Below are 12,105 nucleotides of genomic sequence, written 5' to 3' on the forward strand. Positions count from 1 at the left end.
ACGCACTCTTTCAACCGGACTGAGACCTAAAACATGCGCCTGAAACCCCTCGCCGCCATTCTGCTCACCACCGCCATGACCACCCAGCTGGCTGCCTGCGGCACAATTTTCTATCCGGAACGCCGCGGCCAGATCAGTGGCGAACTCGATTCCGGATTAGTAGTGCTCAATTCACTCGGATTTCTGCTGTATATCGTTCCCGGGGTGATTGCCTTCGCGGTGGACTTCGCTACCGGGGCTATCTACTTGCCTGATGGTGAATATTCGCTCAAGCCGGAACGTCTGAACGATGCGCTCGACCAAGAGGGCCAGGTTGACCCACTGAAACTCAAGGCGATTATCAAGCAGGATCTGGATCTGGATTTGCCCCTGGAGCACGCACGGCAGATCAGCCAGCCGAACAGCCAGCAATTGGCTTCGCTAGGGTTGCCGCCGAGGGCTTGATGATCAACGTGCCGCCGCTGAAACCTGCCGAACGCGACCGACTGCTGAAGCTGGCAACCTACGCCTCTGTAGCAGTGGCGGTACTGTTGATTGCGCTGAAAAGCAGTGTCTATCTGATGTCAGGATCAGTCAGCCTGCTGGCGTCGCTGATTGATTCATTGATGGACGCGGCTGCGTCAGTGATCAATCTGTTCGCGGTACGCTATGCGTTGAAGCCCGCCGACCACGAGCACCGCTTCGGTCACGGCAAGGCTGAAGCCCTCGCTGGGCTGGCGCAGTCCGCGTTCATCACCGGCTCTGCCGTACTGGTATTGCTGCAGGGGATCGATCGGCTGCTCAATCCCAGGCCGTTGGACAGCGCCTGGCTGGGCATTGCTGTCATGCTGTTTTCCATCGCGGCGACCATCGGCCTGCTGTTGATTCAGCGCCATGTGATCAAGCGCACTGGCTCCACCGCGATTCGTGCTGACTCGCTGCACTACCGCTCCGACCTGCTGCTGAACGCCAGCATCATTGTAGCGTTGCTGTTGGCCGCTTACGGCATACAGCGCGCTGATGCGTTTTTCGGCTTGGCAATTGCGCTGTTTATTGGCTACAGCGCCATTCAGATTGGCCGCGATGCAGTGCAGATTTTAATGGACCGGGAGCTATCCGATGAGGTGCGCGCTGAAGCACTTCAGCTCGCCCGCTCCGTGGAAGGGGTGGTCAACGTGCATGATTTTCGCAGCCGCCAATCCGGTCACGACTGGTTTATGCAGATGCATGTAGAGATACCCGCGCAGACGCCTCTGGTGCAGGCGCATGATCTGGGTGAACGGGTAAGGGCCAGAATCGTCGAGCGCTTTCCTCAGACCGACGTATTGATCCATACCGATCCGGTTTGAATGAGCCGCACCTATTCGGCCGGACCTGACCGGCCGTACACAAAAACGGCCGAACCTTTTCGGGCTCAGCCGCTTTTGTATGTCCACATCGCGTCGGGTAGATGCCTGCCTGATTCCCTGAGCCTTGTGAGCTGGGTGACCGGTTGGCAACGGATTCGGTAGAATCGTTAGCCGTCTGATCCCTTTGTGGAGGAGCAGACTGGACGAGCCGGTCTTGGCTTTGAACGTGGAACCATCATAGCCCGCCAGCCGCGCCATTTCTTGCCTAAAATTGCAGATATAGCCCATACTTCGGCAACATATATTCATTTATTGCTTATTCTAAGCAATAAAAACGGAGTCCGGCATGATTGAGCACAATTTGGACCGTTACGACCTGAAAATTCTCGCCGCCCTACAGCAGGATGCGCGGATCAGCAATCAAGAGCTGGCCGAGCATATTGGGCTCTCGCCTTCGCCTTGCTCCAGACGGGTCAAGCAACTGGAAGACAGCGGCTATATTCAACGCCAGGTGGCCCTGCTCGACTCGCGCAAGCTGGGCCTGTCATTGACTGCGTTCGTCATGATCGGCATGGACCGGCATACCCCGGAGCGGTTCGCTGGCTTCGAGAGCGCTATCCGCGAGCGGCCTGAAGTGCTGGACTGCTGCCTGGTCACCGGCATGGACGCCGACTACCAGCTGCGCGTGGTGGTCCCGGATATGGAACATTACCAACAACTACTGCTCGGCCATCTGACCCGGATTGAAGGCGTGTCCAGCGTGCGCTCAAGCTTTGTCCTCAACCAGATAAAAACCAGCACCGAACTGCCGCTGGACCATTTGCGCACCAGCTGAGAGCACTCTGGAGTAAAGCGCTGCGACGACCTGTCACAGTGCCCCGGCCACGAAGTCGCTATAATGGCCGCCCAGATACAATCGGAGAAAGGCTGTGGATTACCAGCAGTTTGAAGCTATCGCGATGCCCCTGATGATTTTCGTTCTGGTCGGATTCATGGGCTATATCGTCTGGGATCTGGCGAAAAAGTCGAAGGCCGGACGTTATGGCACCATGGTGCTGTTTCTCGCGCTGGGCCTGGGTGTGATTGGCTTTGTAATCAAGGTCATTATCATCGGCCAGGTCGAGGGCTGAAAAAGCCGTATCTGTGACCGTTTCACCTGCTGCTTCAAGATCTGAATCCTGATTCACTGTTCATCATTGACGAATCAGGATGCAGATTATGGCCTACCGCACGACCCATGCCCGCCTGGAACGCGACCAGGCTCTACGTGAACATATCCTTGGCTGTGCGTTGGAGATGGTCGCTGAAGGCGGTTTTTCCGCACTCAGCATGAGCCGTCTGGCGCACACCGCCGGCATCGCCACGGGCAGCCTGTATCGCTACTTTCCGGGTAAAGGCGCGCTGGCGGCGGAAGTCTTTACCCGGGCTACCCGCATCGAAGTCAATGCACTCAAAGAGCAGTTTTTTGGCCAGGGTACGGCCGCCGAGCGCCTGCGCGCAGGGATTGCGCACTTCGCTGCGCGCGCCTGGCATAGCCGGCAGCTTGCCCATGCACTCATCGCCGAGCCGCTTGAGCCCGATGTGGACACTGAACGCCTGCGTTACCGCGCCGCCTATGCGGAGCTTTTCCACAAGCTGATCAAGCAGGGAAATGACGATGGCAGCTTTCAGGTCGGCAATATATCCATCACCGCAGCCTGCCTGGTAGGCGCCATTGCCGAATCCTTGATCGGCCCGCTATCACCACAGGCCCGCGCCCTGCGCGCCAGCGGGTTGCCCAGTGAAAGCCTGGAAAGCTACACCCGCGCCCTCACCCGATTCTGTCTGCGCGCCCTCGGCGCGAAGGAGCCCTCACCATGAACCTGCATCAATATGCCGAAACCCACGAAGTGACCAATCAGGTGCCCCCTCTGGAAGGCATCAACCTGTACCACACAGATTTGCCGCTGAGGCAATGGGTACACCGATTCAACGGCGACTGGGCAGATAACGAGCTGGCCGCTTACGGGCAGCTCGCGGGCGGGCCACTGATGGCTGCAGGCTTCCTGGCCAACGAAAACAAGCCGGTATTCAAAAGTCACGACCGGGTCGGCAATCGCATTGATCTGGTGGAATTCCACCCGGCCTACCATGAGCTGATGAGCGCCGGCATAGCCCATGGCATTACCTCCGCACCCTGGACCAGACCCGGGCCAGGCGCCCACGTTGCGCGGGCTGCGAGCATGTACCTGCACAACCAGATCGAAGCCGGCAGTTGCTGCCCCATGACCATGACCTACGCCTGCGTGCCGGCGCTCAAGCTGCAACCGGACCTGGCGGAAAAATGGCTGCCCAAGATACTTTCGCGGCAATATGATCCGCGCAATCTGCCCATCGAACAGAAAACCGGCGCCACCATCGGCATGGCCATGACCGAAAAGCAAGGCGGCACTGATGTGCGCGCCAACACCACCCGCGCCTACGCGGTCGGCCTTGGCGGCCCCGGCCAGGCGTATGAACTGGTTGGGCACAAATGGTTCTGTTCCGCACCGATGTGCGATGCGTTTTTGACCCTGGCCCAGACCGACAAAGGCCTGACTTGCTTCCTGCTGCCGCGGCATCGGACGGATGGCACGCGCAACCAGTTCTATATCCAACGGCTGAAAAACAAACTCGGCAATCAGGCCAACGCCTCCAGTGAGGTCGAGTTCCGCGGCGCGCTGGCGTGGATGGTCGGTGAGGAAGGCCGCGGCGTACCCACGATCATCGAAATGGTCTCCATGACCCGCTTCGACTGCATGATCGGCTCCAGCTCGCTGATGCGTCAGGCGCTGACCCAGGCCAGTCACCATTGCGCCTATCGTACGGTCGGCGGCCGCGTGTTGGCCGAACAGCCGCTGATGCAAAACGTGTTGGCTGATCTGGCGCTGGAAAGCGAGGCGGCGCTGGCGCTGACCATGCGCATGGGCAAAGCGATCGACAGTGCCCACGATGAGCATGAAGAAAAGTTCGCCCGACTGGTGACCGCGATCGGCAAGTACTGGATCTGCAAACGCGCGCCGGCAATGATCAATGAGGCTCAAGAGTGCCTGGGCGGCGCGGGCTATGTGGAAGAGAGCATCCTGCCACGTCTGTACCGCGAGGCGCCGGTCAATTCGATCTGGGAAGGCTCGGGCAATGTGCAATGCCTGGATGTACTGCGCGCGCTGTCAAAGGAGCCGGGGGTGTTAGAGGTGTTGTTCGGCGAACTGGGCGATGGCCACGGTGATGCCCAGCTGAAACACCATATTGAGCGCATCAAGGCCGATTTCCGCGATACCGACGAGATTCAATACCGCGCCCGGCAACTGACCGAAGATGTCGCGGTGGCGCTGCAGGCAAAGCTGTTGCTGGAGGCCGGCAATGAAGTGGTGTCCGACGCCTTTATCGCCAGCCGTATTGCCGGACGCGGCCGCGCCTATGGCACCTTGCCGCGCGGCATTGACGTGGCAGCGCTGGTCGACCGCTCAACACCCAATAGCTGACCCCTGGCTATCGCCGTAGCAAGATGGAGCTGGCTCGCTGTTTTCAGCAGCCAGCTCCCTCAGCATCTCCCCAAACTGGACCTCTGACCGCAACACCACTAGCATCAACCGCCAGTATCCAAGCCAGGCCCCAGCATGAAACCAACCAGACCGCGCGCCCCGACCGGCAAACCGGTGCGTCCGCAGAGCGCCAAGCCCCGACGTCAACCTGCGGCGCCACCGGCCAACCCCAGATTGATCGCGCTGAACAAGCCCTTCGATGTGCTTACGCAGTTCACTGACGACCAGGGCCGCGCCACCCTCAAGGACTTTATCGATCTGCCCGGCATCTATCCTGCTGGCCGGTTGGACCGCGACAGTGAAGGGCTGCTATTGCTGACCAACGATGGCCGGCTACAAGCGCGCATTACCGATCCCAAACACAAGCTGGCAAAAACCTACTGGGTTCAGGTGGAGGGTACGCCGACGGCAGAGCAGTTGGCGCAACTGCGCGCCGGCCCCCTGCTTAACGATGGTCCTTGCCGACCCGCCGAAGTAGAACAGATGCAGGAGCCGACCCTCTGGCCACGCCACCCGCCGGTACGCTTTCGCGCCAGCATTCCTACCCATTGGCTGAGCATCACCATTCGCGAAGGAAGAAACCGCCAGGTCAGGCGCATGACCGCCGCAGTGGGGTTGCCCACGCTGCGCCTGGTGCGCGTGAGCATTGGTGACTGGACACTGGCCGAACTGCAGCCGGGCGAATGGCGAGAGGTGGAAATCTAGGTTCTAGTAGCGGACACCCAGCAGACGGAAGATAAAGCCGAGCAGCCAGATAGGCCCGATCAGCAGAAACTGCAGATCCTTGAAGAACGACGGTTTCTTTCCTTCCAGATGATGGCCGATAAACTGCCCGATCCAGGCCAGAATAAAGATCGCCACGCAGGGGATAAATACGTAGGTCATCATGCTCAGGATCAGCAGCATGATCAGACTCAATACCAGCATCGCGGCGGTGATGCGCCAGGACAACGTCGCATAGAAAGCCAGCGCTAACGCGACCGCCAAGACGGACACCCATGGATGAATCGCCCAGAGGATGCCCAGCACACTGAAAGTGATCAGCGGCACGCAGATCCAGTGCAGCAACTTGTTGGTCGGATTGTGATGGCTCTCGCCGTACTCATCGAACCATTGGTCAATCGCTTTCATACCCGGCACCTCTGTTATTGTTTTACCCACATGGTTGTTTACAAAAAATCCAGTTCCCGGAACACAGTATCCACCGGCACACACAGGTCCGTCATGGCCTTGAAAGCCAGCCGAGTCCCCTGCCGGTTAAGAGCGCTTGATGTTAAGCTTAGCGCATGAAAACACTTCTACCTTTCCGTCCCGTTGTACTTTGCCTGTCGGGGCACGACCCTAGCGGTGGCGCTGGCATGCAAGCTGATATAGAAGCCCTGATTGCCCAGGGTTGTCACGCGGCGCCTACCATCACTGCCTTGACCGTACAAAACACCGTAGATGTCAGCGACTTCCGGGTGCTGGACCGCGAATGGGTCATGGCTCAGGCTAACGCCGTGCTCAACGACATGCCGGTTTCGGCGGTCAAACTCGGCATGCTGGGCAATCTGGCCATGGTCGATACCGTGGTCGAGTTGATGCAGCAGCACCCGGAGCTGCCGTTGGTCTGCGATCCGGTCCTGCGAGCTGGCGGTGGCGGCTCGCTGGGCAAGGATGAGGTGGGTTTCGCCTTGCGGGAGAAACTGCTGCCCTTGGCTTTGATCGCCACGCCTAATCTGCCGGAGGCGCGCATTCTTGCCGAACTGCCCGAAGGCACTGCCGATGAATGTGCCGCCAAGCTACTGCTCTATTGCCGCAACCTGCTGATTACCGGCGGGCACGGCGAAGAGCGCGAGATTCATAACCGGCTGTATTGTCGCGACGGTGGCGAACATACCTTTATCTGTCAGCGCCTACCGGGTAACTACCACGGCTCAGGCTGCACGCTGGCAAGCGCGCTGGCTGGCCGCTTGGCCCTGGGTGAAGAACTGGTCAGCGCGGTCAAGTCCGCACTGGATTACACCTGGCGCACCTTGCGTGACGCCGAGCAGCCCGGCCACGGCCAGTATGTACCCCGGCGCCTGCCCCTGGATTACTGCTCGTGATCCACCCACTGCGCGGCCTGTATGCCATCACCGACAGCCAACTGCTGGCTGGCGAGCGGCTGATGCCCTGGGTGGATGCGGCGTTAGCCGGGGGAGCACGGTTGCTGCAGTACCGTGACAAATCCGCGGATCCGGCCCGTCGCCGCGATGAAGCCACCCAGCTCAAGTCTTTGTGCGAATACTACGGCGCGCAGCTCATCATCAATGATGATCTGCTATTGGCCAGCGAACTGCAGGTCGGCCTGCATCTTGGTCGCGATGACGGCAGTCTGGGTGAAGCACGCCAGCAGTTAGGTAGTCAGGCGATCATTGGCGCCACTTGCCATGCCAGCCTGGACTTCGCCAGCGAAGCGCAGAAAGCAGGCGCCAGCTATATCGCCTTTGGGCGCTTTTTCCAGTCGGTGACCAAACCCGGCGCCCCCGCGGCGACCCCCTTTCTGCTTGAGCAAGCCAGAAAGCAATTTCATTTGCCGATCGTCGCCATCGGCGGCGTCACTTTGCACAATGCCCCGCAGCTGATCAGCTCCGGCGCCAGCCTGCTGGCCGTAGTCAACGGCCTGTTCGGCGCGCCCTCGCCTGCCGAAGTCGAACGACGCGCACGCGGCTTCAGCGAACTGTTTCAAACCCTTTGAGAGAATGCCTAATGTCACGCTCAGAAACCCTTTTCGCCAATGCTCAAAAACATATCCCAGGCGGCGTCAACTCGCCGGTTCGCGCATTCCGTAGCGTCGGTGGCACTCCGCTGTTCTTCAAGCACGCCGAAGGCGCCTATGTGACCGATGAGGACGACAACCGCTACGTGGATTACGTCGGCTCCTGGGGCCCGATGATTCTCGGCCACAGCCATCCTGCGGTATTGGATGCGGTTCGTAACCAACTGCAACACGGTCTGTCCTACGGTGCGCCGACGGCGATGGAAACCGAGATGGCCGATCTGGTCTGTGAGCTGGTGCCGTCGATGGAAATGGTCCGCATGACCAGCTCCGGCACCGAAGCGACCATGAGCGCTATCCGCCTGGCCCGTGGCTATACCGGGCGTGACAACATCATCAAGTTTGAAGGCTGTTACCACGGCCATTCCGACAGCCTGTTGGTCAAGGCCGGTTCTGGCGCGTTGACTCAAGGCGTACCCAGCTCGGCTGGCGTACCCGCCGATTTCGCCAAGCACACGCTGACCCTCCCGTTTAACGATATTGATGCTGTCAAAGAACTGCTGGCCCAGGCGGGCAAGGATGTGGCCTGCATCATCGTTGAGCCCGTTGCCGGCAACATGAACTGTGTACCGCCCGCGCCAGGATTTTTGCAGGGGCTACGTGAGCTGTGCGATGAGCATGGCGTAGTGCTCATTTTTGATGAGGTGATGACCGGCTTCCGCGTCGCGCTGGGCGGCGCCCAGGCTTATTACAAAGTCACCCCCGATCTGACCACCTTCGGCAAGATCATTGGTGGCGGCATGCCGGTCGGTTGCTTCGGCGGTAAACGCGAGATCATGGAAGTCATCGCCCCGCTAGGGCCGGTGTATCAGGCCGGCACACTGTCGGGCAATCCGCTGGCGATGGCAGCAGGCCTGACCACACTAAAATTGATCAGCCGCCCGGGCTTTCATGATGAACTAACGGATTACACCACCCGCCTGCTGGCCGGTATTCAGGAGCGCGCGGATGCTGCCAGCATACCCTTCGTTACTACCCAGGCAGGCGGGATGTTCGGTCTGTATTTCTCCGGAGCCGATGATATCGTCACCTTCGATGACGTCATGGCCAGCGATGCCGAGCGCTTCAAAGGGTTCTTTCACGGCATGTTGAATAACGGCGTCTATCTGGCTCCGAGCGCCTTCGAAGCCGGATTTACCTCTATCGCTCACGGCGAAACTGAACTGAAACTGACATTGGACGCAGCTGAAAAGGCATTCGCCGCCCTATGATCGCCTTGAGCTATCTGCTGCTGAGCGCTGCAGCTTTGGCCTTATGTTTCTGGCTGTGGCAGCGCAAGCATGCCCTGCATGCAGAAGCCCAGGGCGCGCTTAAAGCCAGCATGGTGGCGCTGCTGCTGACCGCCAGCAGCGCATTGCTACTTGGCCTGGCAAGTTGGGGCGCAAGCAATGCCGGCATTGAACATGCCCAGCGCATCATGGGCCTGGCCGCTCAGCATATGAGCCTGCCGCTGCTCGGACTGGTGTGTTTAGTGCTGGGCCGAGGGATGCGCTGGAAACCGGTGATCTGGAGTCAGATCATTCTCGGCCTTTTGGGGTTCTACGAACTCTCCCGTTATCTCGAGTGGCAGGCGGGCTACCAGTGGCTGGTTAACCTGCTGGGAGCTGCCTGCCTGGTACTTGTCACCTGCCTATACCGGCGCCAGGACTGGCGCATCAGTGTGCTCTGCATAGCCGGGCTGGTCGGCCTGCTGGCGCCGGCATTGCTGCACCACAGTTTGCCGCTCGCCAGCCTGCTCGACTCCAGCCCGCAGGCCAGCTGGTTGCTGCCGGGCTTCGTCGGCTGCGCACTGGCAGTTGGCCTGCTGGCAGAACAGGCGCACAATAAAGGCCTTAATAGTCCTTACAGCGGACCCAAGGCCGCCTCTGACTCATGAATACTCGATTGCCTATCCGATTACTGTCTACCCGCCTAGCGCGGTTCTGCCTGCTGAGTTTGCTGATCAGCCCTGCGCTGGTGCTGGCACAGAATGGCAATAATTCCCTGTTGATCAGCACTGAAGAACGCTGTGCGATCAACCGGGTTGACGATGAAAGTCTCGCGCTGGCGATCCAGGCGTGCGAAACAGCCGCCAACGCTGGCGATCTGCAGGCGCAATTCGAGATGGGCGAGCTGTACCAGCGTGGTGAGCGGGTGGAAAAGGATATCGAACAGGCACTTGGCTGGTTTGAAAAAGCCTCGATTCAAGGCCATCCAGGCGCCCAGTACCAGTTGGGTCTGATGCACTACCAGGGCGAAGGCGTGACCCGTAATCTGCCCCAGGCATACATCATCCTCAAAATGGCGGCAGTGAATGGCAAAGATGAAGCCATGGATGCCAGCGATCAGATCGCGCTTCAGATGAACGCAGAGGAGCTGGATGTCGCCACTCAGGTACTGGGCACGCTATTTCGCAACTATTTAGCGCAAATCCGTGAAGAACAGTTGCAGGGCAAACCCGCCCAGCCGGAAAGCGGCGATCTGCGTGACCCGCAGATGGACTCCACCTTCGGACCTGTACAGACCCTTGAATGAGCGGCGCCCGGCCTTCGACCTGATGAGCCAGGTTCGGCCGGATCAGCTCGGCTAGATCAGCTCGGCTGCGGCGGCATAGGGAAATTCATCACGTTTCCGCCACCCTTGGCTTCGCTGATTTTCGCCTGACCGATACGCTCGACTTCATCGATACGCACAATCGACTGCAACGGAATAAAGCTGCGTTCAACCCCCTCGAACTGGGTTTTAAGCTTTTCTTCGGCGGGATCGACCAGCACCTGCGAGCGCTCACCAAACAGTAATTCCTCAATTTCCAGAAAGCCCCAGAGATCGCTCTGGAAGATATGCCGAGCATAGAGCTCGTATACCTGACCCTGGTTGAGGAAAATAACGCGGAAAATCGGCTGCTTGTCTTTGCTCATCGTGGAACCATCAAACCTGTATCTTGGCCAAGCCGAACAGGCAGGTTCGGCGGTCGCGGATGATAGCACAGCACGGGACATGCACCGCCTCATCCGTGTATAATTCCGCTTTTTACAAGGTTACGCTTAGCACATCCCATGGCCAAGAAACTCTTTATTCAGACCCACGGTTGCCAAATGAACGAGTATGACAGCTCGCGTATGGCTGACCTGCTCGGCGAAAATCAGGCAATGGAGCTGACCGACCGCCCCGATGAGGCGGACGTCATTCTGCTCAATACCTGTTCGATTCGTGAAAAGGCCCAGGAAAAGGTCTTCTCCGAACTGGGTCGGTGGCGACCGCTGAAAGACAAGAATCCCGACCTGATTATCGGTGTCGGCGGTTGCGTGGCCAGCCAGGAAGGCACCGCGATCCGCGACCGTGCCCCTTATGTAGACGTGGTATTCGGCCCGCAGACCCTGCACCGCCTGCCAGAAATGATCAATGCCGCGCGCACCACGCATAAACCGCAGGTAGATGTGTCATTTCCGGAAATCGAGAAATTCGACCGTTTGCCAGAGCCACGCGTTGATGGCCCAACGGCCTTTGTCTCGATCATGGAAGGTTGCAGCAAGTACTGCAGCTTCTGCGTAGTGCCCTACACCCGTGGTGAGGAAGTCAGCCGTCCATTCGACGACGTGCTGGCTGAATGCATTCACCTGGCCGAAAACGGCGTTCGTGAAGTCACGCTGCTGGGTCAGAACGTCAACGGCTATCGCGGCCAGACCCACGACGCCAAGGTTGCCGATCTGGCTGACCTGATTCGGGTCATTGCCGAAATCGACGGCATTGACCGTATCCGCTACACCACATCGCACCCGCTGGAATTCTCCGACAGCCTGATTCTGGCGCATGCCGAAGTCCCGGAACTGGTCAAATACCTGCACTTACCAGTGCAGTCCGGCTCCGATCGCGTGTTAGCCGGCATGAAGCGCAACCACACGGCGCTGGAATACAAATCGCGCGTGCGCAAACTGCGCGCCGCGGTACCCGACATGATTCTCAGCTCGGACTTTATCATTGGCTTCCCCGGCGAAACCGACAAGGATTTCGAGCAGACCATGAAGCTGGTGGAAGATGTAGGTTTCGATTTCTCCTACTCCTTTATCTACAGCTCACGGCCAGGCACACCGGCTTCTGACCTGGTAGACAACACCCCAACCGAGGTCAAGAAGCAGCGCCTGCAGATACTGCAGGCCCGACTCAATCAGCAGGGCTTTGATAACAGCCGGCGCATGGTTGGCACTACCCAGCGAATACTGGTGACCGATTATTCGAAGAAAGACCCGGGCATGCTCCAGGGTCGTACCGAGCATAATCGCATCGTCAATTTCCGCTGCGACAACCCGCGGTTGATCGGACAGTTCGTTGACGTTCTGGTCGATGAAGCTTTGCCACACTCCCTGCGTGGCAGCCTGCTGGCGGAGACTGTTCACTAAGCTATGCCACCCGGACTTTCGCGCGGCCGTTCGGCCGC

The 12,105-nt window shown here is 59.1% G+C and carries 15 protein-coding genes; 13 read left to right on the plus strand and 2 right to left on the minus strand.

Annotated elements, in window-relative coordinates:
- The first annotated feature begins 33 nt into the window (after window positions 1-33).
- The 7 genes from DT594_RS07775 (at window position 34) to DT594_RS07805 (ending at window position 5,596) form a co-directional block, all read left to right on the plus strand.
- Window positions 34-444 (plus strand): polyribonucleotide nucleotidyltransferase, encoded by a 411-nt coding sequence (locus DT594_RS07775; protein ID WP_149332168.1) that lies wholly within the window; start codon window positions 34-36, stop codon window positions 442-444.
- Window positions 444-1,328 (plus strand): cation diffusion facilitator family transporter, encoded by an 885-nt coding sequence (locus DT594_RS07780; RefSeq protein ID WP_149332169.1) that lies wholly within the window; start codon window positions 444-446, stop codon window positions 1,326-1,328. The genes DT594_RS07775 and DT594_RS07780 overlap by 1 nt, the downstream gene beginning before the upstream one ends.
- 346 nt (window positions 1,329-1,674) lie before the next feature.
- Window positions 1,675-2,163, plus strand: coding sequence for an Lrp/AsnC family transcriptional regulator (locus DT594_RS07785; protein ID WP_149332170.1), 489 nt, complete (start codon window positions 1,675-1,677; stop codon window positions 2,161-2,163).
- 94 nt (window positions 2,164-2,257) lie between these two features.
- The gene (locus DT594_RS07790; RefSeq protein ID WP_394241652.1) at window positions 2,258-2,458 is read left to right on the plus strand and encodes a DUF2788 domain-containing protein; all 201 of its coding nucleotides are present in this window, start codon (window positions 2,258-2,260) and stop codon (window positions 2,456-2,458) included.
- Window positions 2,459-2,546: 88 nt separating this feature from the next.
- Window positions 2,547-3,188: a TetR/AcrR family transcriptional regulator gene (locus DT594_RS07795; RefSeq protein WP_149332171.1), complete on the plus strand. Its 642-nt coding sequence runs from the start codon at window positions 2,547-2,549 to the stop codon at window positions 3,186-3,188.
- A complete protein-coding gene (locus DT594_RS07800) occupies window positions 3,185-4,831 on the plus strand; it encodes an acyl-CoA dehydrogenase family protein (RefSeq protein ID WP_149332172.1) in 1,647 nt (548 codons plus the stop codon). The genes DT594_RS07795 and DT594_RS07800 overlap by 4 nt, the downstream gene beginning before the upstream one ends.
- Window positions 4,832-4,966: 135 nt before the next feature.
- Window positions 4,967-5,596, plus strand: a complete 630-nt coding sequence (locus tag DT594_RS07805) for a pseudouridine synthase (protein ID WP_149332173.1) — start codon at window positions 4,967-4,969, stop codon at window positions 5,594-5,596.
- Between the two features lie 3 nt (window positions 5,597-5,599).
- Here the strand turns inward: DT594_RS07805 and DT594_RS07810 are convergent, their stop codons facing one another.
- Entirely contained in the window at window positions 5,600-6,022 is a 423-nt protein-coding gene (locus DT594_RS07810) for an Mpo1 family 2-hydroxy fatty acid dioxygenase (RefSeq protein ID WP_149332174.1), read from the minus strand.
- 155 nt (window positions 6,023-6,177) lie between these two features.
- Between DT594_RS07810 and DT594_RS07815 the strand changes: the two genes are divergently transcribed.
- The 5 genes from DT594_RS07815 to DT594_RS07835 are packed head-to-tail and all read left to right on the plus strand — an operon-like array spanning window position 6,178 to window position 10,205.
- Complete coding sequence (locus tag DT594_RS07815; protein ID WP_149332175.1) at window positions 6,178-6,978, plus strand: hydroxymethylpyrimidine/phosphomethylpyrimidine kinase; 801 nt, start codon at window positions 6,178-6,180, stop codon at window positions 6,976-6,978.
- Window positions 6,978-7,610: a thiamine phosphate synthase gene (gene thiE / locus DT594_RS07820; protein WP_149332641.1), complete on the plus strand. Its 633-nt coding sequence runs from the start codon at window positions 6,978-6,980 to the stop codon at window positions 7,608-7,610. Before DT594_RS07815 ends, thiE begins: the two co-directional genes overlap by 1 nt.
- Window positions 7,611-7,621: 11 nt before the next feature.
- On the plus strand, window positions 7,622-8,902 hold the full coding sequence (gene hemL / locus DT594_RS07825; RefSeq protein ID WP_149332176.1) for a glutamate-1-semialdehyde 2,1-aminomutase: 1,281 nt from the start codon (window positions 7,622-7,624) through the stop codon (window positions 8,900-8,902).
- Window positions 8,899-9,567 (plus strand): hypothetical protein, encoded by a 669-nt coding sequence (locus DT594_RS07830; protein WP_149332177.1) that lies wholly within the window; start codon window positions 8,899-8,901, stop codon window positions 9,565-9,567. Before hemL ends, DT594_RS07830 begins: the two co-directional genes overlap by 4 nt.
- Window positions 9,564-10,205 (plus strand): tetratricopeptide repeat protein, encoded by a 642-nt coding sequence (locus DT594_RS07835; protein WP_149332178.1) that lies wholly within the window; start codon window positions 9,564-9,566, stop codon window positions 10,203-10,205. The genes DT594_RS07830 and DT594_RS07835 overlap by 4 nt, the downstream gene beginning before the upstream one ends.
- A 56-nt stretch (window positions 10,206-10,261) precedes the next feature.
- Here the strand turns inward: DT594_RS07835 and DT594_RS07840 are convergent, their stop codons facing one another.
- Entirely contained in the window at window positions 10,262-10,588 is a 327-nt protein-coding gene (locus DT594_RS07840) for a DUF1820 family protein (protein WP_022961295.1), read from the minus strand.
- 138 nt (window positions 10,589-10,726) lie between these two features.
- On the opposite strand from DT594_RS07840, the gene miaB reads away from it, so the two are divergent.
- The gene (miaB, locus tag DT594_RS07845; protein WP_149332179.1) at window positions 10,727-12,067 is read left to right on the plus strand and encodes a tRNA (N6-isopentenyl adenosine(37)-C2)-methylthiotransferase MiaB; all 1,341 of its coding nucleotides are present in this window, start codon (window positions 10,727-10,729) and stop codon (window positions 12,065-12,067) included.
- Window positions 12,068-12,105: the final 38 nt, after the last annotated feature.

Source organism: Halopseudomonas laoshanensis (assembly GCF_008365385.1).
Classification (GTDB): Bacteria; Pseudomonadota; Gammaproteobacteria; order Pseudomonadales; family Pseudomonadaceae; genus Halopseudomonas; species Halopseudomonas laoshanensis.